General features: G+C 72.8%; 22 protein-coding genes. 3 read left to right on the top strand and 19 right to left on the bottom strand.

All coding sequences use genetic code 11. The annotated features are described in order from the left end of the window. Positions 1–2 precede the first annotated feature (2 nt). Positions 3–983, bottom strand: a complete 981-nt coding sequence (locus AB0C99_RS04445) for an aspartate carbamoyltransferase catalytic subunit (RefSeq protein WP_362469054.1) — start codon at positions 981–983, stop codon at positions 3–5. Positions 984–1,065: 82 nt separating this feature from the next. Further along, the gene (gene pyrR / locus AB0C99_RS04440; protein WP_362469051.1) at positions 1,066–1,638 is read right to left on the bottom strand and encodes a bifunctional pyr operon transcriptional regulator/uracil phosphoribosyltransferase PyrR; all 573 of its coding nucleotides are present in this window, start codon (positions 1,636–1,638) and stop codon (positions 1,066–1,068) included. A 245-nt stretch (positions 1,639–1,883) separates the two neighbouring features. Between pyrR and bldD the strand changes: the two genes are divergently transcribed. After that, on the top strand, positions 1,884–2,384 hold the full coding sequence (gene bldD, locus AB0C99_RS04435; RefSeq protein ID WP_046907471.1) for a transcriptional regulator BldD: 501 nt from the start codon (positions 1,884–1,886) through the stop codon (positions 2,382–2,384). Between the two features lie 210 nt (positions 2,385–2,594). Here the strand turns inward: bldD and nusB are convergent, their stop codons facing one another. The 15 genes from nusB to AB0C99_RS04360 form a co-directional block, all read right to left on the bottom strand. Continuing rightward, positions 2,595–3,032 (bottom strand): transcription antitermination factor NusB, encoded by a 438-nt coding sequence (nusB, locus tag AB0C99_RS04430; RefSeq protein ID WP_362469048.1) that lies wholly within the window; start codon positions 3,030–3,032, stop codon positions 2,595–2,597. 2 nt (positions 3,033–3,034) lie between these two features. Then, positions 3,035–3,601 (bottom strand): elongation factor P, encoded by a 567-nt coding sequence (efp, locus tag AB0C99_RS04425; protein WP_362469046.1) that lies wholly within the window; start codon positions 3,599–3,601, stop codon positions 3,035–3,037. 48 nt (positions 3,602–3,649) lie between these two features. Beyond that, complete coding sequence (locus AB0C99_RS04420; RefSeq protein ID WP_362469043.1) at positions 3,650–4,753, bottom strand: aminopeptidase P family protein; 1,104 nt, start codon at positions 4,751–4,753, stop codon at positions 3,650–3,652. A 154-nt stretch (positions 4,754–4,907) separates the two neighbouring features. Continuing rightward, on the bottom strand, positions 4,908–5,735 hold the full coding sequence (locus AB0C99_RS04415; protein ID WP_362469040.1) for an AAA family ATPase: 828 nt from the start codon (positions 5,733–5,735) through the stop codon (positions 4,908–4,910). 139 nt (positions 5,736–5,874) lie between these two features. After that, the gene (gene aroQ / locus AB0C99_RS04410) at positions 5,875–6,321 is read right to left on the bottom strand and encodes a type II 3-dehydroquinate dehydratase (RefSeq protein WP_362469038.1); all 447 of its coding nucleotides are present in this window, start codon (positions 6,319–6,321) and stop codon (positions 5,875–5,877) included. Next, positions 6,318–7,412 carry a 3-dehydroquinate synthase gene (gene aroB, locus AB0C99_RS04405; protein WP_362469036.1) on the bottom strand — a complete coding sequence of 365 codons (1,095 nt, stop codon included), beginning with the start codon at positions 7,410–7,412 and terminating at the stop codon, positions 6,318–6,320. Before aroB ends, aroQ begins: the two co-directional genes overlap by 4 nt. Next, complete coding sequence (locus AB0C99_RS04400) at positions 7,409–7,927, bottom strand: shikimate kinase (RefSeq protein ID WP_362469034.1); 519 nt, start codon at positions 7,925–7,927, stop codon at positions 7,409–7,411. Before AB0C99_RS04400 ends, aroB begins: the two co-directional genes overlap by 4 nt. Then, positions 7,924–9,108 (bottom strand): chorismate synthase, encoded by a 1,185-nt coding sequence (gene aroC, locus AB0C99_RS04395; RefSeq protein WP_362469032.1) that lies wholly within the window; start codon positions 9,106–9,108, stop codon positions 7,924–7,926. The genes AB0C99_RS04400 and aroC overlap by 4 nt, the downstream gene beginning before the upstream one ends. Before the next feature lie 131 nt (positions 9,109–9,239). Continuing rightward, positions 9,240–9,461: a hypothetical protein gene (locus AB0C99_RS04390; RefSeq protein ID WP_362469028.1), complete on the bottom strand. Its 222-nt coding sequence runs from the start codon at positions 9,459–9,461 to the stop codon at positions 9,240–9,242. 86 nt (positions 9,462–9,547) lie between these two features. Continuing rightward, complete coding sequence (locus AB0C99_RS04385; RefSeq protein ID WP_362469027.1) at positions 9,548–10,375, bottom strand: shikimate dehydrogenase; 828 nt, start codon at positions 10,373–10,375, stop codon at positions 9,548–9,550. Continuing rightward, the gene (gene mltG / locus AB0C99_RS04380; RefSeq protein WP_362469025.1) at positions 10,375–12,225 is read right to left on the bottom strand and encodes an endolytic transglycosylase MltG; all 1,851 of its coding nucleotides are present in this window, start codon (positions 12,223–12,225) and stop codon (positions 10,375–10,377) included. The genes AB0C99_RS04385 and mltG overlap by 1 nt, the downstream gene beginning before the upstream one ends. Before the next feature lie 102 nt (positions 12,226–12,327). Continuing rightward, entirely contained in the window at positions 12,328–12,792 is a 465-nt protein-coding gene (gene ruvX, locus AB0C99_RS04375) for a Holliday junction resolvase RuvX (protein ID WP_351667440.1), read from the bottom strand. Positions 12,793–12,794: 2 nt separating this feature from the next. Further along, positions 12,795–15,464, bottom strand: a complete 2,670-nt coding sequence (alaS, locus tag AB0C99_RS04370) for an alanine--tRNA ligase (RefSeq protein WP_362469023.1) — start codon at positions 15,462–15,464, stop codon at positions 12,795–12,797. Next, a complete protein-coding gene (locus AB0C99_RS04365) occupies positions 15,464–15,814 on the bottom strand; it encodes a hypothetical protein (RefSeq protein ID WP_362469021.1) in 351 nt (116 codons plus the stop codon). The genes alaS and AB0C99_RS04365 overlap by 1 nt, the downstream gene beginning before the upstream one ends. 5 nt (positions 15,815–15,819) lie before the next feature. After that, complete coding sequence (locus AB0C99_RS04360) at positions 15,820–16,254, bottom strand: DUF948 domain-containing protein (RefSeq protein ID WP_362469019.1); 435 nt, start codon at positions 16,252–16,254, stop codon at positions 15,820–15,822. 183 nt (positions 16,255–16,437) lie between these two features. On the opposite strand from AB0C99_RS04360, the gene AB0C99_RS04355 reads away from it, so the two are divergent. Beyond that, a complete protein-coding gene (locus tag AB0C99_RS04355; RefSeq protein ID WP_362469017.1) occupies positions 16,438–18,606 on the top strand; it encodes an AAA family ATPase in 2,169 nt (722 codons plus the stop codon). Positions 18,607–18,658: 52 nt separating this feature from the next. Here the strand turns inward: AB0C99_RS04355 and rpsD are convergent, their stop codons facing one another. Further along, positions 18,659–19,273, bottom strand: a complete 615-nt coding sequence (gene rpsD, locus AB0C99_RS04350) for a 30S ribosomal protein S4 (protein WP_046907488.1) — start codon at positions 19,271–19,273, stop codon at positions 18,659–18,661. Positions 19,274–19,479: 206 nt separating this feature from the next. On the opposite strand from rpsD, the gene AB0C99_RS04345 reads away from it, so the two are divergent. Next, on the top strand, positions 19,480–20,175 hold the full coding sequence (locus AB0C99_RS04345; RefSeq protein WP_362469015.1) for a DUF2470 domain-containing protein: 696 nt from the start codon (positions 19,480–19,482) through the stop codon (positions 20,173–20,175). Between the two features lie 8 nt (positions 20,176–20,183). Here AB0C99_RS04345 and AB0C99_RS04340 read toward each other — a convergent pair whose 3' ends face one another. Beyond that, positions 20,184–21,536, bottom strand: a complete 1,353-nt coding sequence (locus AB0C99_RS04340) for a replication-associated recombination protein A (RefSeq protein ID WP_362469102.1) — start codon at positions 21,534–21,536, stop codon at positions 20,184–20,186. Positions 21,537–21,566 lie beyond the last annotated feature (30 nt).

The following is a 21,566-nucleotide window of genomic DNA, read 5'->3' as shown; positions in this document are numbered from 1 at the left end:
GTTCAGTTCTCCTCGGTGCGGGGGGTGGCGGGGGCGGCGGGCTCGTAGCCGCCGAGCAGCAGGTAGAGGACGGCCATCCGGATGGAGACGCCGTTGGCGACCTGCTCGACGACCGTGCAGCGGTCGGAGTCGGCGACCTCGGCGGTGATCTCCATGCCGCGGACCATCGGGCCGGGGTGCATGACGATGGCGTGCTCGGGCATCTTCGCCATCCGCTCGCCGTCCAGGCCGTAGCGGCGCGAGTACTCCCGCTCGGTCGGGAAGAAGGCGGCGTTCATCCGCTCGCGCTGCACCCGCAGCATCATCACCGCGTCGGACTTCGGCAGCACGCTGTCGAGGTCGTACGAGACCTCGCAGGGCCAGGTCTCGACACCGACGGGGACCAGGGTGGGCGGGGCCACCAGCGTGACCTGGGCGCCGAGGGTGTGCAGCAGGTCGACGTTGGAGCGGGCGACCCGGCTGTGCAGGACGTCGCCGACGAGGGTGATCCGCTTGCCGTCGAGGTCCTTGCCGAGACCGGTGTCGCGGCCGACCAGGCGGCGGCGCATGGTGAAGGCGTCCAGCAGGGCCTGGGTGGGGTGCTGGTGGGTGCCGTCGCCCGCGTTGATGACGGGGGCGTCGATCCAGCCGGAGGTGGCCAGGCGGTACGGGGCACCGGAGGCGCTGTGCCGGATGACGACGGCGTCGACGCCCATCGCCTCCAGGGTCTGCGCGGTGTCCTTGAGGGACTCGCCCTTGGAGACGCTGGAGCCCTTGGCCGCGAAGTTGATCACATCGGCGGAGAGGCGCTTCTCGGCGGCCTCGAAGGAGATCCGGGTGCGGGTGGAGTCCTCGAAGAAGAGGTTGCAGATCGTGCGGCCGCGCAGGGTGGGCAGCTTCTTGATCGGCCGGTCGGCTACCCGGGCCATCTCCTCGGCGGTGTCGAGGATGAGGACGGCGTCGTCGCGGGTGAGGTCGGCGGCCGAGATGAGGTGACGCATCATCGGGTTTTCTCTCCGGGGTGGGGAGGGTGCGGGCATGCGGGTGCGCAGGGCTGTGCCCCGGACCCGTCGGGGGCCGGTCCGGCTAGGAGGCGGGCTTGCCGCCGAGCAGCACGGTGTCGCGACCGTCCTCCTCGGCGAGCTGGACCTTGACCGTCTCCCGCAGCGACGTGGGGAGGTTCTTGCCGACGTAGTCGGCGCGGATCGGGAGCTCGCGGTGGCCTCTGTCGACGAGGACGGCGAGCTGGACCGCGCGGGGGCGGCCGATGTCGCCGAGGGCGTCGAGGGCGGCGCGGATGGTGCGGCCGGAGAAGAGCACGTCGTCGACGAGGACGACGAGACGGCCGTCGATGCCGTCACCCGGGATGTCGGTGCGGCCGAGGGCGCGCGCCGGCTTCAGCCGCAGGTCGTCGCGGTACATCGTGATGTCGAGGGAACCGACCGGGACCTTGGCGCCGGTGATCGATTCGAGCTTCTCGGCGAGCCGGCGGGCGAGGAAGACGCCGCGGGTCGGGATGCCGAGGAGGACCACGTCGTCGGCGCCCTTGGCGCGCTCGACGATCTCGTGGGCGATGCGGGTCAGGACCCGCTCGATGTCCGGGGCCTCGAGAACGGGCCGGGCATCGGTCTGCTGCGGTGTGTGCTGCTGTGCGTCCATATGAAACGGACCTCCTTCTCCGCCTCACGGGACGGATCTTAAAGGACGTCGGAATTGCGCCATCCACCTTACCAGGGGCGGACGGGTGCCCTGCTCACCCCCCTCGCGCCACTCCGGGCGCCGTCCTCCGGGAGGGGGCGGTATGGACCATTCGGCTTGACGGGAGAGTGTCACGCTGCGTAACCTTCACAGTGAGTTACCAGCCGCGCGGCGCCGCCGCAATCGTCACAGCGTCCGGGAGCGTTATGTCCAGCGAATACGCAAAGCAGCTCGGGGCCAAACTCCGTGCGATCCGCACCCAGCAGGGCCTCTCCCTCCACGGTGTGGAGGAGAAGTCCCAGGGCCGCTGGAAGGCGGTCGTGGTCGGTTCGTACGAGCGCGGCGACCGTGCCGTGACCGTGCAGCGTCTTGCCGAGCTGGCGGACTTCTACGGGGTCCCGGTGCAGGAGCTGCTGCCGGGCACCACGCCGGGCGGAGCCGCCGAGCCGCCGCCGAAGCTGGTCCTGGACCTGGAGCGCCTCGCCCACGTCCCCGCCGAGAAGGCCGGCCCCCTCCAGCGCTACGCGGCGACCATCCAGTCGCAGCGCGGCGACTACAACGGCAAGGTGCTGTCGATCCGCCAGGACGACCTGCGCACCCTCGCCGTGATCTACGACCAGTCCCCCTCGGTCCTGACCGAGCAGCTGATCAGCTGGGGCGTGCTGGACGCGGACGCGCGCCGCGCCGTCGCCCACGAGGACAACTGACCCCTCACGGGGTCGGGTGCCCCGCACCCGCGCAGAAACGTGCCGCCGGGCCCCTGGGAGTCGCTTCGACTCCCAGGGGCCCGGCGTTTTCGTGTGCGCGCCCCCAGGACCCGGAAGCGGCCCGCCCCCGGGCACGGCGAAGGGGCCCGCAGCACCGGGTGCTGCGGGCCCCTTCGAGCGCCGTACGGGCGAGCGGGCGTCGGGCGGGGACTAGGCGTCCGCGTCCCGGCGCAGGCGCGGCTTCAGGTCCTTGAAGCGGCCCAGCAGCCCGTTGACGAAGGCGGGCGACTCGTCCGTGGAGAACTCCTTGGCGAGCTGCACGGCCTCGTCGATCGCGACCGCGTCGGGCGTGCCGTCCTCCCAGATCAGCTCGTACGCCCCGAGGCGCACGATGTTCCGGTCGGCGGCGGGCATCCGGTCGAGGTCCCAGTCGACCGCGTAGGTCGCGATGAGATCGTCGATGCGGTCGATGTGCGAGGAGTAGCCCTCGACGAGCTGCATGGTGAACTCGTTGACCGGCGGCTGGTGCTCGTCCGACCGGGCGAGCCGGACCTGGTCCGCGAGGACCTCCTGCACCGAGGAACCGCGCTGGTCGGCCTCGAACAGGATCTGGAAGGCCCGCCTGCGGGCCTTGCTCCGGGCGGCCACGGTTAGTCGTTCACCCGGCCGAGGTAGGAGCTGTCACGCGTGTCGACCTTGACCTTCTCACCGGTGGTGACGAAGAGCGGGACCTGGATCTCGTGACCGGTCTCCAGCGTGGCCGGCTTGGTGCCACCGGTGGAGCGGTCGCCCTGGACACCAGGGTCGGTGTGCTGGATCGTCAGGACGACGGCGGCCGGGAGCTCGACGTAGAGCACCTCGCCCTCGTGCTGCGCGACGGAGGCGGTGAAGCCCTCGATGAGGAAGTTGGCGGCGTCGCCGACGGACTTGCGGTCGACCATGAGCTGGTCGTACGTGTCCATGTCCATGAAGACGAAGTAGTCGCCGTCCATGTACGAGAACTGCATGTCGCGGCGGTCGATGGTGGCCGTCTCGACCTTCACACCGGCGTTGAAGGTCTTGTCGACGACCTTGCCGGACAGCACGTTCTTGAGCTTGGTGCGCACGAAGGCCGGGCCCTTGCCGGGCTTGACGTGCTGGAACTCGACGACGGACCAGAGCTGGCCCCCGTCGAGCTTGAGCACCATGCCGTTCTTGAGGTCGTTCGTGGAAGCCACGGTTGCGGAATCTCCTGGACTGACGTGGACCGAGGAGGCGTACGCGCTCTACAGCGCGAGCAGCTCCTTGGTCGTGATGGTGAGTAGCTCGGGTCCGCCGTCCGCCTCCTGGCGTACGACGAGCGTGTCATCGATCCGGACCCCGCCCCGGCCCGGGAGGTGGACCCCCGGTTCGACGGTGACCGGCACACAAGCGTCCAGTTTACCCATGGCTTCGGGTGCGAGCTGCGGGTCCTCGTCGATTTCCAGGCCGACCCCGTGCCCGGTGAGCGGTGCGCAGGTGTCCGTGTGGCCCGCGGCGAGCAGGATCTGGCGGGCCGCGCGGTCGATGTCGCGGCACTCCGCACCAGGCAGGAGCGCCTCCCGGCCGGCCCGCTGAGCGGCGAAGACGAGGTCGTACAGCTCGATCTGCCAGTCGGCGGGAGTGGTGCCGATCACGAAGGTGCGGCCGATCTCGCAGCGGTAGCCGCGGTAGTTCGCGCCCAGGCAGACGGAGAGGAAGTCGCCCTCCTCCACCCGCCGGTCGGTGGGCCGGTGCCCGCCCCGCCCGGAGTGCGGCCCGGTGGCCACGGAGGTGGGGAAGGCGGGGCCGTCGGCGCCGTGGTCGACCAGCCGCCGCTCCAGCTCCAGGGCGAGGTGCCGCTCGGTCCTGCCGACCAGGATCGACTCCAGCAGCTCCCCGAGGGCCTGGTCGGCGATCTCGGCGGCGATCCGCAGGCAGGCGATCTCGTCCTCGTCCTTGACGATCCGCAGCTGCTCCACGGCGCCCGCCAGGTCGGCGAGGCGCAGCGAGGGCGCGACCGAGCCCATCGCGCGGTGCCGGGCGACGGTCAGGTGGTGCTCCTCGACGGCCAGGGCCTCCGCGCCGGCCCTGCGGGCGACGTCGGCCGCGGCGACCACCGGATCACCGCCGCCGGTCAGCAGCCGCTGCCGCAGCAGCTCGTCGAGCCGCCCGTCCGCCGGATCGGCGCCCGGGGCGGCCGGGCAGAGCAGCACGTCCTCCTCGGGGCCGAGCAGCAGCACGGCCCCGGCGGGCGAACCGCCGGTGAGATACCGGACGTTGGCGGGGCGGGACACCAGCGCCGCCGGGCTGCCCGCCGCCGCGCACCGGTCGCGCAGCCGCACCCGTCGGTCCGCATACACCTCTGACATGCTCCGAGCCTACGAGCGCCCCCGCGCCCCGGCCTGTTCAGCGGGTCCGACCGGGCGGGGCCGGGCGGCGCGGGCCGGGGTGGCGCGGGTCCGGACGCGGCGCGGGCCCGGACACGGCGGCGGAGCCCGCCCCGGCCGCCGGCAGGCGCGACCGTCAGCCTGCCGGAGGTCCCGCGATCGCGCGGGCCAGGACGTCGTCGAGGACGCGGGCGGTGGTCTCCACGTCGTGCGTGGAGTTGTCGATGATCGGCAGGCCGGAGCCGTACCAGCCGGCCATCCGGCCGTGGATGGCGGCGACCTCCTCGTCGGACAGGCGCCGGTTGCCGCTGCGCTCCGCGTTGCGCTCCAGGACGACGTCGAGGCCGGGCAGCAGGACGACGGGGAGCAGCCCGGGGCCGACGTGCCGCTTCCAGCCGCCGAGGCCGACGACGGGCCAGTCGGGGAAGACGGCGTCGTCGAGGATGCAGGAGATGCCGTTGGCCAGGAAGTTGCGGGCGGCGAAGCCGCAGGTGCGGCGGGCGAGCCGGTACTGCGCCTCGGAGTGCTCGTTCCAGCCCGCCTGCGGGTCGGCGAAGCCGGAGCAGACCCATTCGCGCACGTCGTCGAGGCTGATGTGGGCCGTGGGGACGCGGCGGCGGCTCGCCCAGTGGCGGGCGACGGTGGTCTTGCCCGCGCCCGCCGGGCCGATGAGGAGCACGGCGAGGGTGGCGGTGCCGGGGCCGGTCACGGCGGGCGGCATCGCCAGGTGGGCGGTGCCGGGGGCGCCGGTCCAGCCGGGCGCGGGCGGCGGCCCCTGCGGCGGTCCGGGGGGCGGGGAGCCCTGCGGGGCCGGGTAGGGATAGGGCTGCCGCGGAGGGGCGGGCGGGACGGGGGGCGGCGCGCCGTGGGCGGCGCCGGGCGCGTGGGCCTGGGGGCCGTGCGCCCAGGCCGCGGGGCCGGCGGGTCGGTGCGGTGGCGACGGAGCCCCCATGCCGTGCTGCATCCCGGTGCCCACTCCGTCCCGTACGCCTGCTGCTTCCACTGTTGCCGGAACGTTACCGCCCCCGGCTTCCCTAGGGGAAACGACCGGGGGCGGTCCGGGGTGCCCGTGACGACAGGTCCTCACGGGCACCGCGCGGCGGTCAGGCGGCCTGCTCCGCGGCGAGCGCGCGCAGGGCGAGCAGGTAGGAGCCGATCCCGAAGCCCGCGATGGTGCCGGAGGCCACGGCCGCGACGACCGAGGTGTGCCGGAACTCCTCACGGGTGTACGGGTTGGAGATGTGCACCTCGATGAGCGGCGCCGTGCGCTGGGCGGCGGCGTCGCGCATCCCGTACGAGTAGTGCGTGAAGGCCCCGGGGTTGAGCACGACGGGGAGCGAGCCGTCCGCGGCCTCGTGCAGCCAGCGGATCATCTCGCCCTCGTCGTTGGTCTCGCGCACCTCGACGTCGAAGCCGAGCTCCTCGCCGAGGGTCCGGCAGGAGTCGACGAGCCCCTTGTAGGAGGTGGCGCCGTAGATGTCGGGTTCGCGGGAGCCGAGCCGGCCGAGGTTCGGGCCGTTGAGCACGAGGACCCGGCGGGGCTCGCTCACGCGGACACCTCGCCGTAGGCGGCGATCAGGACGGCCGGGTCGGGGCCCTCCAGGACCGTCGGCTTGCCGATGCCGTCGAGCACGATGAAGCGCAGCAGGTCGCCGCGGGACTTCTTGTCGACCTTCATGGTCTCCAGCAGCTTGGGCCACTGGTCGCCGCGGTAGGTCAGGGGCAGTCCGACGGACTCCAGGACGGCGCGGTGCCGGTCGGCGGTGGCGTCGTCGAGGCGGCCCGCGAGGCGGCCCAGCTCGGCGGCGAAGACCATGCCGACGGAGACGGCGGCGCCGTGCCGCCACTTGTACCGCTCGTTCTTCTCGATGGCGTGCGCGAGGGTGTGCCCGTAGTTGAGGATCTCGCGGCGCCCGGCCTCCTTGAGGTCGCCGGAGACGACCTCGGCCTTCACCTGGATCGAGCGCACGATGAGCTCGGCGGTGTGCGGCCCGGCGGGGGTGCGGGCGGCCTCGGGGTCGCCCTCGATCAGGTCGAGGATGACCGGGTCGGCGATGAAGCCGGCCTTGATGATCTCGGCGAGGCCGCTGACGTAGTCGTGCACCGGCAGCGAGTCCAGCGCCGCCAGGTCGCACAGCACGCCGGCCGGCGGGTGGAAGGAGCCGACGAGGTTCTTGCCCTCGGCGGTGTTGATGCCGGTCTTGCCGCCGACGGCGGCGTCGACCATGGCGAGCACGGTGGTCGGCACGGCGATCCAGCGCACGCCCCGCAGCCAGGTCGCGGCGACGAAGCCGGCCAGGTCGGTGGTGGCGCCGCCGCCGACACCCACGATGATGTCGCTGCGGGTGAAGCCGGTCTGGCCGAGCGCCTTCCAGCAGTAGGCGGCGACCTCGGCGGTCTTGGCCTCCTCGGCGTTGGGCACCTGGATGGCGACGGCCTCGTACCCCTGGTCGGCGAGGTCGGCGCGGAGCGCCTCGCCGGTCTCGGCGAGCGCCTCGGGGTGGATCACCGCGACGCGCTTGACGCCGGGGCCGATCAGGGAGGGGAGCTCGCCGAGCAGCTGCCGGCCGACCAGCACCTCGTACGGATCGGTGCCCGCGGAGCCGCCGACCTGGATCCGGGTCACTTCCTGCTGCGTCATACGTCCTTCAACTCCAGTGCGTCGAGAATCGCCTCGGCGACCTCTTCGGGCGTGCGCTCGTCGGTGGCGACGACCGCGCTCGCGACTTCTTCGTACAGGTGGCGGCGGGCGTCCATCAGCTCGCGCCACTGGCGGCGCGGGTTGACGGCGAGCAGCGGCCGGGCGGCGCCGAGCCCGACGCGGCGGACCGCCTCCTCGACGTCCATCGAGAGGTACGCGACGGGCAGCCCGGCGAGCAGCTCGCGGGTGCCGGGGTCGAGCACGGCGCCGCCGCCGAGCGCGAGGACGCCCTCGTGCTCGGTGACGGCGGTGCGCACGGCGGCCCGCTCCAGGGCGCGGAAGTGCTCCTCGCCGTCCTCGACGAAGATGTCGGAGATCTCGCGGCCCTCGGCGGCCACGATGTCCGCGTCGGTGTCCCGGTAGACGGCGCCCAAGCGGGCGGCGAGGAGCGCGCCCACCGTGGACTTGCCGGAGCCCATCGGGCCGACGAGGACGACCAGTGGGCCGCCGGTCACCGGATCTGCAGGTTGTCGAGGTAGGACCGGACGTTGCGGCGGGTCTCGGGGACGCTGTCGCCGCCGAACTTCTCCAGCACCGCGTCCGCGAGGACGAGCGCGACCATGGCCTCGGCGACGATGCCGGCGGCCGGGACGGCGCACACGTCGGAGCGCTGGTGGTGGGCCGCGGCGACCTCGCCGGTGGCGACGTCGACGGTGGCGAGCGCGCGCGGCACGGTCGCGATGGGCTTCATCGCGGCGCGGACGCGCAGCAGCTCGCCGGTGGTCAGGCCGCCCTCGGTGCCGCCGGAGCGGCCGGTGGCGCGGGTGATGCCGTCGGGGCCCTTGACGATCTCGTCGTGGGCCTGCGAGCCGGGCACCCGGGCGAGCTCGAAGCCGTCGCCGACCTCGACGCCCTTGATGGCCTGGATGCCCATGAGCGCGGCGGCGAGCCGGGCGTCGAGGCGCCGGTCCCAGTGCACGTGCGAGCCGAGGCCGACGGGCACGCCGTAAGCCAGGACCTCGACGACGCCGCCGAGGGTGTCGCCGTCCTTGTGGGCCTGGTCGATCTCGGCGACCATCGCCTTCGACGCGTCTGCGTCGAGGCAGCGCACCGGGTCGGCGTCGAGCTTCTCGACGTCGGCCGGGGTCGGGTAGACGCCGTAGGGGGCCTTGGCGGCGGCGAGCTCCACCACGTGGGAGACGATCTCGATGCCGGCCGCCTCCTTGAGGAAGGAGCGGGCGACGGCGCCGAGGGCGACGCGGGCGGCGGTCTCCCGGGCGCTGGCGCGCTCCAGGATCGGCCGGGCCTCGTCGAAGCCGTACTTCTGCATGCCGGCGAGGTCGGCGTGGCCGGGGCGGGGCCGGGTCAGGGGCGCGTTGCGGCCCGTCTCCTTGAGCTCCGCGGGGTCGACGGGGTCCGCCGACATGACCTTCTCCCACTTGGGCCACTCGGTGTTGCCGACCATGACGGCGACCGGCGAGCCGAGGGAGAGGCCGTGGCGGACGCCGCCGAGGAAGGTGACCTCGTCCTGCTCGAACTTCATCCGGGCGCCGCGCCCGTAGCCGAGGCGCCGCCGCGCGAGGTGGTCGGCCACCAGCTCGGTGGTGACCGGAACGCCTGCGGGAAGTCCTTCGAGGGTTGCAACCAGCGCGGGTCCGTGGGACTCCCCCGCCGTCAGCCAACGCAGCCTGCTCAACGATGCTCCTCATGCTCGCGCCTGGGCTCTGCTCCGGCGCGACCTGGGTGCGCGGCCCTGGTCCGCCTCCCCTGATCCTCCCACGTCCGGGGGGCTGATCGATCGCCGGTCCACAGGTCGGAACGCATCTGTCAGGTGTCGGGTGGGGTTTCGGCCAGCTCCCCCGGCCGACTCCGCCGGGCCCGCCACCGGACCACCAGGCAGTACAGGAGGAACGCGCCGCCGAGCGCGAGGACCGGGTACCGGACCGCCGCGGGCAGTGACCCGATCCCGACCCGGAACAGCCCGCCCACCAGGTCCACGAGATCCCAGCCCGCGTCCCACCTGGACGCCAGCGGAACGCCCCCCGCCATGCTCGCTCCCCCTCATTCCCTCGTTCGGCCCCGTGCCTGGCGCCGTGCCCCGCGCCCGGCGCCGTCCCCGTGTCGCCGCGCCCGACTCAGCGCTCCGCGAGCGCCCGCTCCCCCGCCGCCCGCATCGCGGCCAGCGGTCCGGGCACCCGGCCGGTCATCTGCTCGACCTGGAGCACCGCCTGGTGGACCAGCAGGTCGAGCCCGCCGACCACCTTGCCGCCGCGCTCCGACCAGGCCGCCGCGATCCGGGTCGGCCACGGGTCGTACAGCACGTCGAAGAGGGTGCCCGGGGCCTCGGGCACGTGCGCCACGAGGGCGTCCGTGGTCCCGGCCGGGGTGGTGGCGACGACCAGCGGCGCCGCGAAGGCCCCGGCGGCGTCCTCCCAGGCGGCGGTGCGCACGTCGACGCCGAGCCGCTCGCCCCAGCCGCGCATCTCCGCCGCGCGCGCCTCGCTGCGCACGTACGCGGTGACCGGCCCCGCGCAGATCCGGGCGAGGGCGGCCAGCGCCGAGGAGGCGGTGGCGCCGGCACCCAGGATCGCGGCCGAGTCCACCTTCTCGATCCCGCGCTCGCGCAGCGCGGCGACGATGCCGGGGATGTCGGTGTTGTCGCCGACCCGCCGGCCGTCCTCGGTGAAGACGACCGTGTTCACGGCCTCGACGGAGGCCGCCACCTCGGTGACCTCGTCGAGCAGCGGCATGACCGCCCGCTTGAGCGGCATGGTGAGGGAGAGCCCCGCCCAGGAGCCGTCGAGCTCCGCCACGAACCCGGGGAGCGCGGCCTCGTCCACCTCGAAACGGCCGTAGGACCAGTCGTCGAGGCCGAGCTCCCGGTAGGCGGCCCGGTGCAGCACCGGGGAGAGCGAGTGGGCGATGGGCGAGCCGAGCACGGCCGCCCGTCGTGCTGCCGCCATCAGTTCTTCCTCGACTCGTTGAACTCGTTCACCAGCTGGTCGTGCTCCTTGTACGTCTTGGTGAACTTGGAGGTCTTGCCGTCGAGCGAGATGAAGTAGTACCAGCCGTCGTTCGTCGGATCCACGGCACCCCGCATCGCCTCGGCACCGGGGTTGCCGATCGGCCCGGGCGGCAGGCCCTTGACGTTGTAGGTGTTGTACGGGTTCTTGAACTTGCGCAGCTCGGCCAGGGTGAGGTCGATCTTGCTCTGGTTCTTGATGTAGTTGTACGTCGAGTCGAATTCCAGCCCGCCGAAGGTCTGCGGGTTCGACGGCTTGAGGCGGTTGTAGACGACCTCGGCCATCTTGCGGAAGTCGTCGTGCGAGGTGCCCTCGGCCTGGACCAGGCTCGCGATGGTGACGACCTCCCAGGGACCGGCGACCCCCAGCGCCCGCGCCTTGGCCTCCAGGTCGTACTTGGCGTACTCCTGGTTCGCCCGGCTGACCATCTTGCGCAGCACGTCCTCCGGCTTGCCGCCCTTGGCCACCGGGTAGCTCGCCGGATAGAGGAAGCCCTCCAGCGGATCCTTGACGTTCTTGTGGTTCTTCGCCCAGTCCGGGAGTCCCAGCTCGCCGGCCTTGGCCTTCGCGACCTCCTGGGTCGTGCCGGGTTTGAGGTCGAGCCGCTTGTCGATCTCCTCGTACACCCAGACGTTCCGCCGGCCCTCGGAGATGATGAAGTTGCTCTGGCTCGCCGGATTCAAGATCATGGCGAGGGCACTCTCCGCCGACATCTGCTTGCGCAGCGTGTAGACACCGGCCTGGATGGAGTTGCCCTTGGGGTTCTTCTGCTGCGCCGAGACGAAGGCGTCGACGCTCTTGACCACCCCGGCCTTCTTCAGGATGTTGCCGACGTCCGTGCCGAGGGCGCCCTTGGGGATCTCCACCTGGACGTCGCCGGACCCCTGGCCCGCGAAGTCCGGGGCCGCGCCGAACTGGCCCTGCCAGACCTTGTACCCCAGATAGGCGACGCCACCGGCACCGCCGACCAGGACCGCGGCCACGACCAGGCAGGCCATGCCGTTCTTGGCCTTGCGGCCCTTCTTGCCCTTGCCCTTGCCGCCGCCCCTACGCCCGGCACGGCGCCCGGCGGGCTCGTCGTCGTACTCGTCCTCGTACGCGTCGTCGCCGTCGTCGTGGCCGCCGTGGCCGTCGCGCTCGTCGCGCGCCCCGGCCACGTCCTCGTCACCGGCGTACGCCTCGGCGGCGCCGTCGTCCGCACGGCCCCGTCTGCCGCGCCGGCCGCCGGGCCGCGCGGGCTGCGTCCCGTCCGGTGCCGCGTCCTCGCCGGTGAAGAAGGGGTGCGACTCCTCCGGCTCCCGCGCCGCCTCCGCCTCCCAGTCCGTGACCGGCTGCTGGGGCGGGACCTGGCGCCGGCCGGGGGGCTGCGGCGGCGGGTAGGCGTCGGGGGTGCCGTAGAGGTCCGGCTGCTGGCCGCCGTAGGGATCGGCGGGCGGGGCGTTGTACGGCATGGCCGCCTGCCCCGTCTCCCAGGTGCCGTCGTACTGCTGTGCGGGATACCCGGGCGTGTCGTACCCGCCCGGGTTCCCGTACTGCTGTTCGCCGTAGCCCTGCGGATACTGCGCCTGCTGGGGCTGCTGCGGCTGCTGGTAGGCACCGTGGCCATAGGTCTGGCCGTACGGATCCTGCTGCTCCGGGTACCCCTGATGACCGGGATGCGCCTGGTGCTGCCCGTACTGCTGCTGCGCCTGCTGCGGGTACTGCTGCTGGCCTTCCCACCCCTGGTCCCCGTACAGCGGGTCCGTGGGGTGCCACGGTTCGGAGCCCGGGCTCCGGCCATACTCAGTCATCGATCCCCAAACAGGCCGCGAGGCTTCCGGACGATCCGCCTCTACGTAGTGCGGCAGCTGTTCGAACACCGCCGCATCGCGCGGAACGTTACCGTATCGCGATCAGATGACCACTTCGACGCCCTCGCCGGGCGGATTACCTGATACCCGTTCGGACTCAAGAGCGTTCTGCAGGATGATCACAGCGGCGGCCTGGTCGATGACGGACCGCCCCTTCTTGGACTTCACCCCGGAGGCCCGCAGCCCCTGGGTCGCCGTCACCGTGGTCATCCGCTCGTCGACCAGCCGGACCGGCACCGGGGCGATGCCCTTGGCCATCTCCCCGGCGAAGGCCCGCACCTTGGTCGCGGCCGGACCCTCCCGCCCGCTGAGCGAGCGGGGCAGGCCCACGACGACCTCGATCGGCTCGTACTCCTCGACGATCTGCCGCAGCCGCCGGTGGGCGGCCGGGACGTCACGTCCCGGCACGGTCTCCACCGGCGTGGCGAGGACCCCGTCGGGGTCGCACGAGGCGACCCCGATCCGGGCGTCCCCGACGTCGACCGCGATCCGGCGTCCGCGACGCATCGTCACGCGGTCTCCACCACGAGACGCTCGACGGCGTCGATGGCCTCGCCGACGGCCGCCGGGTTCTGGCCGCCGCCCTGGGCGACGTCCGGCTTGCCGCCGCCGCCGCCACCGAGGGTCTTGGCCGCGGTGCGGACCAGCTCGCCGGCCTTGAGACCGCGCTCGCGGGCGGCCTCGTTGGTGGCGATCACCGTCAGCGGCTTGCCGTTGGCGGTGGTGAACAGGGCCACGACCGCCGGGCGGTCGCCCGGGATCCGGCCGCGCACGTCGAGGACCAGCCGGCGCAGGTCGTCGGCGCCGGTGCCGTCCGGGACCTGGCCGGTGACCAGGGCCACGCCGCGGATGTCCTTGGCGGAGTCGACCAGACCGGCGGCGGCCTGCAGGACCTTCTCCGCGCGGAACTTCTCGATCTCCTTCTCGGCGTCCTTCAGCTTGCCGAGCATGGTGGAGATCTTCTCCGGCAGCTCCTCCGGGCGGCCCTTGACCAGCTCCTGGAGCTGGGCGACGACCGTGTGCTCACGGGCCAGGAAGTTGTACGCGTCGACGCCGACCAGGGCCTCGATGCGGCGCACACCCGAGCCGATGGAGGACTCGCCGAGCAGCTTCACCAGGCCCAGCTGGGCGGTGTTGCCGACGTGCGTGCCGCCGCACAGCTCCTTGGAGAAGTCGCCGATGGTGACGACCCGGACCCGCTCGCCGTACTTCTCGCCGAACTCGGCGATGGCGCCCTGGCGCTTGGCCTCGTCGATCGGCATGACCTCGGCGTGCACCTCCAGCTCGCGCGAGAGGACCTCGTTGATCTTCTGCTCGACGTCGGTGAGCACGGCGCCGGGCACGGCGTTCGGCGAACCGAAGTCGAAGCGGAAGCGGCCGGGCTGGTTCTCCGAACCGGCCTGGGCGGCCGTCGGGCCCAGCGCGTCGCGCAGCGCCTGGTGGGTCAGGTGGGTGGCCGAGTGGGCGCGGGCGATGGCCCGGCGGCGGCGCACGTCGATGCTGGCGTAGGCGGTGGCGCCCACGGTCACCTCGCCGACCTGCACGGAGCCCTTGTGCACGGAGACACCCGGCACCGGCTGCTGGACGTCGCGGACCTCGATGACCGCGCCGCTGTGCAGCTTGATCCGGCCCTGGTCGGCGATCTGGCCGCCGCCCTCCGCGTAGAACGGGGTGCGGTCGAGGACGACCTCGACCTCGTCGCCCTCGGAGGCGGCCGGCGAGGAGACGCCGTTGACCAGCAGGCCGACGACCGTGGTCTCGCCCTCGGTGTTGGTGTAGCCGGTGAACTCGGTGGCGCCGTTGCCGTCGGCGATCTCCCGGTACGCCGTCATGTCGGCGTGGCCGGTCTTCTTGGCCTTGGCGTCGGCCTTGGCCCGGTCCCGCTGCTCCTTCATCAGGCGGCGGAAGCCGTCCTCGTCCACGGAGAGGCCCTGCTCGGCGGCCATCTCCAGGGTGAGGTCGATCGGGAAGCCCCACGTGTCGTGGAGCAGGAACGCCTTCTCGCCCGCGAGGACGGAGCCGCCGGCGGCCTTGGTCTCGGTGACCGCGGTGTCGAGGATGTTCGTGCCGCCCTTGAGGGCCTTGAGGAACGCGGCCTCCTCGGCGAGCGCGACGGTCTCGATGCGCTTGCGGTCGGTGACCAGCTCCGGGTACTGCTCGCCCATCGTGTCGATGACGGTGTCGACGAGCTCCTGCACGACCGGGCCGGTGGCGCCGAGCAGCCGCATGTTGCGCACGGCGCGGCGCATGATGCGGCGCAGCACGTAGCCGCGGCCCTCGTTGCCCGGGGTGACGCCGTCGCCGATGAGCATCACGGAGGTGCGCATGTGGTCGGCGACCACGCGCAGCGAGACGTCGCTGTCGTGGGCCTTGCCGTAGGCGACGCCGGTGAGGGCGGTGGCCTTGTCGATGACGACCTGGAGGGTGTCCGTCTCGTACATGTTCTGGACGCCCTGGAGGATCATCGCCAGGCGCTCCAGGCCGAGGCCCGTGTCGATGTTCTTCGAGGGGAGCTCGCCGAGGATCGGGAAGTCGTCCTTGCCCGAGCCCTCACCGCGCTCGTACTGCATGAAGACCAGGTTCCAGATCTCCACGTACCGCTCGTCGTTGACGGCCGGGCCGCCCTCGACGCCGAACTCGGGGCCGCGGTCGTAGTTGATCTCGGAGCAGGGGCCGCAGGGGCCGGGGACGCCCATGGACCAGTAGTTGTCCTTCTTGCCGAGGCGCTGGATGCGCTCGGCCGGGACGCCGACGACGTCGCGCCAGATCTGCTCGGCCTCGTCGTCCTCCTGGTAGACGGTGATCCAGAGCTTCTCCGGCTCCAGCCCGTAGCCGCCGTGCTCCACCGGGGTGGTCAGCAGCTCCCAGGCGAGCTTGATGGCGCCTTCCTTGAAGTAGTCGCCGAAGGAGAAGTTGCCGCACATCTGGAAGAAGGTGCCGTGCCGGGTGGTCTTGCCGACCTCCTCGATGTCCGGCGTGCGGACGCACTTCTGCACGCTGGAGGCGCGCGTGAAGGGCGGCTTGACCTCACCCAGGAAGTAGGGCTTGAACGGCACCATGCCTGCGGGGACGAGCAGCAGAGTCGGGTCGTCCGCGATGAGCGACGCCGAAGGGACGACGGTGTGACCGCGCTCCTCGAAGAAGCTCAGCCAGCGGCGGCGGATTTCAGCCGACTCCATCAGTGGTCCTCATTCCGGTTGTACGTCAACGAATACGGGGTGGTGGTGCCAGGGTCCGTGCGCGGTCCGAGCGCGGCCCTGCGGCGCGGTGCCGGCAGCTCACGGCCGGGGTCCTGGTCCGCCTGGGCGTCCAGGCCGAGGGCCGAGCCGAGCTCGGCCTCCCGCTGGAGCATCCCCGCCCTCACGTCGAGGGCGAAGTCCTTGAGGCGGTGGCCGGTCTCGATCGCCTTGTCGGCCGCCTGGGCGGCGAGGCTCTCGGGGGTCAGCTGCTTGAGCTTGCGGTTGACCTTGGCGGTGGCCCAGACACCGGCTGCCGCGCCGGCGGTGAACCAGAACGTACGGCGGAACATCCTGCTCAGCCCTTCTGCTTCCGGCGCCTCGCGGAGGGCACGGTACGACCGACGATCACAGTACGCGGGTCCGCGGCGGGCGGCGCGGCCTGCTGCCGGTCGCGCCCCAGCGCCCGGCGCACCCCGTAGCCGAAGGCCGCGACCTTGACCAGGGGGCCGCCGAAGGTGGAGGCGACGGTGGTGGACAGCGCGGAGGCGTTGGAGGTGACCTCCTGGACGTCCGAGGCGATGGCGTCGACCCGGTCGAGCTGGGTCTGCGCGGAGCGCACGGTCGCGGAGGCGTCGGCCAGCAGCGGGACGGCCTGCTCGGTCACGTCCGCGACCAGCTTGGTGGTGGCCTTGAGCGTCTGCGCCAGCCTCACCAGCACCACGGCGAGGAAGGAGACCAGGATCGCCCAGAACACGGCCACCAGGATCCCGGCAACCTCACCACCGGTCACTCTGCACCGCTCTCTGCTGTCGCTCTCGTCATCGGCTTCCGACGGACGTCGGACCTTTGTACCTCAGACCTCCGACCCTATCGCGCCGGAGCTCTCGCGCCGCACCCCATTACCGGGTGCGGGAGGGGAGTTGCGCCGGTCCGATTGTACGGAGCGCGCGCGGATGAGTACGCTCCGTGTCCCATGCGACGGAGCAATCTCCCTGCGGAGCTCAACCGGTTCGTGGGCCGCGCCGCGGAACAGCACGAACTGACCCGCCTCATCGAGGAGTTCCGCCTGGTCACGGTCGTCGGCGTCGGCGGGGTCGGCAAGACCCGGTTGGCGCTGCGCACCGCGACGGCTGTGCAGAAACGCTACGCCGACGGCGTCCGGCTCGCCGAGCTGGCCGTGCTCTCCGGGTTCTCCGGGCCGCGCGACCCGGAGCTGGTCGCCCACGCGCTGGTGGAGGCGCTCGGCCTGACCGACCACACCCTGCGCGGCCCGCGCGAGGTGCTGGCCGAGCACCTGGCGGAGCTCCGGCTGCTGCTCGTGGTCGACGGCTTCGAGCACCTGGTCGACGCGTGCGCGGAGCTGCTGCGGGAGCTGCTGCGCCGGTGCCCCGGGCTGACGGTGCTGGCGGTGGGCCGCCGCCCGCTGCGGGTGGACGGCGAGGCCGTGTTCGCGCTGGCCCCGATGGACGGGGCCGACGCGGCGGCGCTGCTCGCCGAGCGCGCGGCGGAGGCGCTGGGCCGGTGGGCGCCGGCCGACCCGGAGCCGGTGCGGGAGCTGTGCCGGCGGCTGGACGGGATCCCGCTCGCGCTGGAGCTGGCCGCCGGGCGGCTGCCGCTGCTCTCGGTGGAGCAGGTGCTCCAGCGGCTGGACGACCGCTTCCGGCTGCTGGACGGCGGGCGGCGCGGGGCGCTGCCCCGGCACCGGACGCTGCGGACGGCGATCGGCTGGAGCCACGAGCTGTGCACCCCGGAGGAGCGGCTGCTGTGGGCGCGCCTGTCGGTCTTCGCGGGCCCCTTCGACCTGGAGGCGGTGGAGTACGTGTGCTCCGGCGACGGGCTGCCGGTGGAGCGGGTCCTCGACGTGCTCGGCGAGCTGCTGGCGCAGTCGCTGGTGGCGCGGGAGGAGTCGGCGGCCGGGCCCCGCTACCGGATGCTGGCCACGGTCGCCGCGTACGGGGCCGAGTGGCTGACCTCGCTGGGCGACGCCGAGCGGATGCGCCGGCGGCACCGGGACTGGTACATGGGGCTCGCCACCTGGTGCGAGCTGGAGTGGTTCAGCCCGCGGCAGGCGGAGGTGGCGGCGGTCACGGACGTGGCGCTGCCGAATCTGCGGGCGGCGCTGGAGCTGTGCCTGGAGTCGCCGGAGGACGTGCCGCTCGCGCAGCACCTGGCGGGGACCCTCTGGTTCTACTGGGCCGGGTGCGGGCGCCTGTCGGAGGGCCGGCACTGGCTGGACCGGGCGCTCGGCGCGGGCCCGGCCCCGGCGGAGCAGGAGGACGCGCGGCTGAAGGCGCTGTGGGTGCTGGGGTACGTGGCGATCCTGCAGGGGGATCCGACGGCGGCGGTGGCGGCGCTGCACGAGTGCGGGGAGCGGGCCGGGGCCGCGGGCAACGCGGTGGCGGCGGCGTACGCGACGCACCGGCTGGGGTGTCTGGCGCTGCTGTCGGACGACATGCCTCGGGCCGAGGAGCTGATCGGGCGGGCCCTGGAGTCCTACCGGGAGCTGGGCGAGCTGAACAGCAACGTGCTGATGGGGCAGGTCGAGCTGGCGATGGCGCGGGCGTTCCAGGGCGACCTGGAGGGGGCGGTCGCGCTGTGCGCGGAGGTCCGGGAGATCTGCGAGGAGCGGGGCGAGCGGTGGACCCGGGCGTACGCGCTCTACGTGCTGGCGTACGCGGCGCTGACCGAGGGCGAGCTCGCGCGGGCGCGGGAGCTGCTGGCCGAGTGCGTCGCCATCGACCACGCCTTCCGCGACCTGGTGGGGCTGGTCCTCGCGTTCGAGCTGCTCGCGCTGGTGACGGCGGGCGAGGGGGACGCGCGGGAGGCGGCGGTGCTCCAGGGCGCGGCGACCCGGCTGTGGGACTCGGTGGGGCTGCCGCTGTTCGGCTCGGGCCACTTCAACGGGCCTCGGGCGCTGTGCGAGCGGCAGGCGGGTGAGGCGCTGGGCGAGGCGGGCTACGGGCCGGCGTTCCGCGAGGGGCGGGCGCTGTCGCTGGACGAGGCGGTGGAGCGGGCGCTGAGCGAGCGTCGGGATCCGGCCATCCGCGGCGACCGGGGCGGGACGGCGGCGCCGCGCCCGTTCCGTACCGCGCGCGCGAGGGTCCCCGGACACGCGGAAGCCCGCCGGCTCCCCCACCGGTGAGGAGGGGAAGCGGCGGGCGATACCGCGGGGCGGTACTACTGCCGTGCCGGAATCAGCGGGCGTAGTACTCGACGACCAGCTGCTCGTCGCAGATGACCGGGATTTCCTTGCGGTTCGGGTCGCGGTCGAGGCGGAAGGCCAGGGCCTTCAGGTTGACCTGCAGGTAGCGCGGGGTCTCACCGTCGGCGGCGAAGCCACCCTCACGGGCGACCTCGAACAGCGGCTTGGTGCGGCTGCGCTCGCGGACCATCACGACGTCGTCGGGACGGACGCGGAACGACGGCTTGTCGACCTTGGTGCCGTTGACCTGGATGTGGCCGTGGACGACCATCTGACGGGCCTGGTAGATGGTGCGGGCGATGCCCGAACGCAGGACCAGGGCGTCGAGGCGACGCTCGAGCTCGACGACCAGCGCCTCGCCCGTCTTGCCCTCGGCCTTCTTCGCGCGGTCGTACGCGCGGGCCATCTGGCGCTCGCTGATGTCGTACTGGGCGCGCAGACGCTGCTTCTCGAGCAGACGGACCTTGTAGTCCGAGTTCTGCTTGCGGCCACGGCCGTGCTCGCCCGGCGGGTAGGGGCGGGCCTCGAAGTACTTGACGGCCTTCGGCGTCAGCGCGATGCCGAGCGCACGGGACTTCTTGACCTTGGGACGCGACTGGTTAGGCACGTTCTCCAGACCTCCGTTGTAGGTTAGGTTAGGCTCACCTTACTTAAGGAGATCGCATGTCTCGCCCGGGGAACACCACACGCATCACGGACGGCAGCACAAAGACCGATGCGCTTTCCACCACGGAAGCCGTGGAGGGCATCGATACGACGGAGGTCCGATCAGCTCATGGTCAGCCGCGTCCAAACGGGCTTGATCTCGCACGGATGCCGTCAGCAGCCGAGCGCACACGAACTCTCGTACAGAGTACATGCTCCGCGGTGCTGCTGATTCCGGGGGCCGCCGGCCACCGCCCCGAGCAGCTCTCCCCCGAGGCCCGCGCGGTCGGCCCGGAGGGCGAGGTGTTCCTGCTCTTCCCCGCGGACGCGCCGCCCGTGCGGGCCGCGACCCACGCCCAGGACGACGAGCTCCCGGTGGTGCTGGAGCTCACCGACGTGGCCCCCGTCTCCGTCCCCCACCGCATCCGGGGCCGGGCCTGGATCTCCGGCTGGCTCACCTGTGTGCCCGGGATCGCCGAACCCGGCCGGATGATGCTGCGCCTGGAGCCCGGCGCGGCCAACGTCGACGACCTGTGGGGGCCCGGCGAGGTGGACCCCGAGGAGTTCGCGGCGGCCGTCCCCGACCCGCTGCGGATCCACGAGACCGAACTCCTCCAGCATCTGCACGCCGCCCACGGCGACCGGCTGCGCGAGCTCACCGCGCTGCTCGGCACCCACGCCGGCGGCCTGGTCCCCACCCGGGACGTGGCCCCGCTCGCCCTCGACCGCTTCGGGCTGCGGGTCCGCTTCAGCGCCGGACCCGAGTCCTGCTTCGACGCCCGCTTCGACTTCCCCCAGCCGGTCCGCGACGTCACCGGGCTGCGCCGCGAGATGCACCGCCTCTTCGAGGCCGCCCGCTCCTGAGACCCCCCTCAGCCCCCCTCGCCCTTCAGCCGCTCCCGCACCATGTGCGCCACGTCCGCGTAGCGCGCCTCCGCCCCGTAGCGGGTCGGCTCGTAGTAGCGCCTGCCGTGCACCGGGTCCGGCGCGTACTGCTGGGCGGCGATCGCGCCCGGCACGTCGTGCGGATACACGTACCCCTGGGCGTGGCCCAGCTTGGCCGCGCCCTTGTAGTGCCCGTCCCGCAGGTGGGCCGGGACCGGACCCGCGAGGCCGTTGCGGACATCGGCCTGGGCGGCGGCGATCGCGGTGGTCGCCGCGTTGGACTTCGGGGCCAGGGCCAGCGCGATCGTGGCGTGGCTGAGGGTCAGCGCCGCCTCAGGGAAGCCGATCATCGCGACGGCCTGGGCGGCGGCCACGGCGAGCGGCAGCGCGTTCGGATCGGCGAGGCCGATGTCCTCGCTCGCCGAGATCATCAGCCGCCGGGCGATGAACCGGGGGTCCTCCCCCGCCTCGATCATCCGGGCCAGGTAGTGCAGCGCCGCGTCCACGTCCGAGCCCCGGATCGACTTGATCAGCGCGCTGGCCACGTCGTAGTGCTGGTCGCCGTCCCGGTCGTAGGTCACGGCGGCCCGGTCGACGGTCTCCTCCACCGTCTCCAGGGTGATCTCCGCCTCCCCCTTGGCGAGCGCCGCGCCCGCCGCCGCCTCCAGGGCGGTCAGGGCCCGCCGGGCGTCGCCGCCCGCGATCCGCAGCAGGTGCGCCTCGGCGTCCCCGGGCAGCGTCACCGCGCCGCCGAGCCCGCGCTCCTCCGTCAGCGCCCGGCGCATCAGCCCGCTCAGGTCCTCGTCGGTGAGCGGCTCCAGGGTGAGCAGCAGCGAGCGGGAGAGCAGCGGGGAGATCACCGAGAAGTAGGGGTTCTCCGTGGTGGCCGCGATCAGGGTCACCCAGCGGTTCTCCACGGCGGGCAGCAGGGAGTCCTGCTGGGCCTTGGAGAAGCGGTGGATCTCGTCGAGGAAGAGGACGGTCTCCTTGCCGTATCCCCCGACGGCCCGGCGGGCGCCGTCGATGACCGCGCGGACCTCCTTGACGCCGGCGGTGATCGCGGAGAGCTCCACGAACCGCTTGTCGGTGGCCTTGGAGACCACGTACGCCAGGGTCGTCTTGCCGATGCCGGGCGGGCCCCAGAGGATCACCGAGGAGGCGCCGGCGGGGCCGCCGTCGCCGCCGACCAGGCGGCGCAGCGGCGAGCCGGGCTTGAGCAGGTGCCGCTGGCCCACCACCTCGTCGAGGGTGCGCGGGCGCATCCGGACGGCCAGCGGGCTGCTGGACGGGTCCTTCTCCTGGCGTTCTTCGGCGGCTGCGGTAAAGAGGTCGGGCTCCACGGTCATGAAGCCTAGGTCACCGCACTGACA

Origin of the sequence: Streptomyces sp. NPDC048659 (genome assembly GCF_040650575.1) — a bacterium.
In the GTDB taxonomy this organism is placed as follows: domain Bacteria; phylum Actinomycetota; class Actinomycetes; order Streptomycetales; family Streptomycetaceae; genus Streptomyces.
This window is presented reverse-complemented; position numbering and strand designations above follow the sequence as displayed.

Coding starts and splice junctions, on each gene's coding strand:
- alaS (WP_362469023.1), bottom strand. CDS start 15,464: ATGGAGTCGGCTGAAATCCGCCGCCGCTGGCTGAGCTTCTTCGAGGAG.
- AB0C99_RS04365 (WP_362469021.1), bottom strand. CDS start 15,814: ATGTTCCGCCGTACGTTCTGGTTCACCGCCGGCGCGGCAGCCGGTGTC.
- AB0C99_RS04420 (WP_362469043.1), bottom strand. CDS start 4,753: ATGTCAGAGGTGTATGCGGACCGACGGGTGCGGCTGCGCGACCGGTGC.
- ruvX (WP_351667440.1), bottom strand. CDS start 12,792: ATGCGTCGCGGACGCCGGATCGCGGTCGACGTCGGGGACGCCCGGATC.
- AB0C99_RS04385 (WP_362469027.1), bottom strand. CDS start 10,375: ATGGCGGCAGCACGACGGGCGGCCGTGCTCGGCTCGCCCATCGCCCAC.
- aroB (WP_362469036.1), bottom strand. CDS start 7,412: ATGACGCAGCAGGAAGTGACCCGGATCCAGGTCGGCGGCTCCGCGGGC.
- AB0C99_RS04390 (WP_362469028.1), bottom strand. CDS start 9,461: ATGGCGGGGGGCGTTCCGCTGGCGTCCAGGTGGGACGCGGGCTGGGAT.
- AB0C99_RS04355 (WP_362469017.1), top strand. CDS start 16,438: ATGCGACGGAGCAATCTCCCTGCGGAGCTCAACCGGTTCGTGGGCCGC.
- mltG (WP_362469025.1), bottom strand. CDS start 12,225: ATGACTGAGTATGGCCGGAGCCCGGGCTCCGAACCGTGGCACCCCACG.
- AB0C99_RS04445 (WP_362469054.1), bottom strand. CDS start 983: ATGATGCGTCACCTCATCTCGGCCGCCGACCTCACCCGCGACGACGCC.
- bldD (WP_046907471.1), top strand. CDS start 1,884: ATGTCCAGCGAATACGCAAAGCAGCTCGGGGCCAAACTCCGTGCGATC.
- pyrR (WP_362469051.1), bottom strand. CDS start 1,638: ATGGACGCACAGCAGCACACACCGCAGCAGACCGATGCCCGGCCCGTT.
- AB0C99_RS04415 (WP_362469040.1), bottom strand. CDS start 5,735: ATGCAGCACGGCATGGGGGCTCCGTCGCCACCGCACCGACCCGCCGGC.
- AB0C99_RS04345 (WP_362469015.1), top strand. CDS start 19,480: ATGCCGTCAGCAGCCGAGCGCACACGAACTCTCGTACAGAGTACATGC.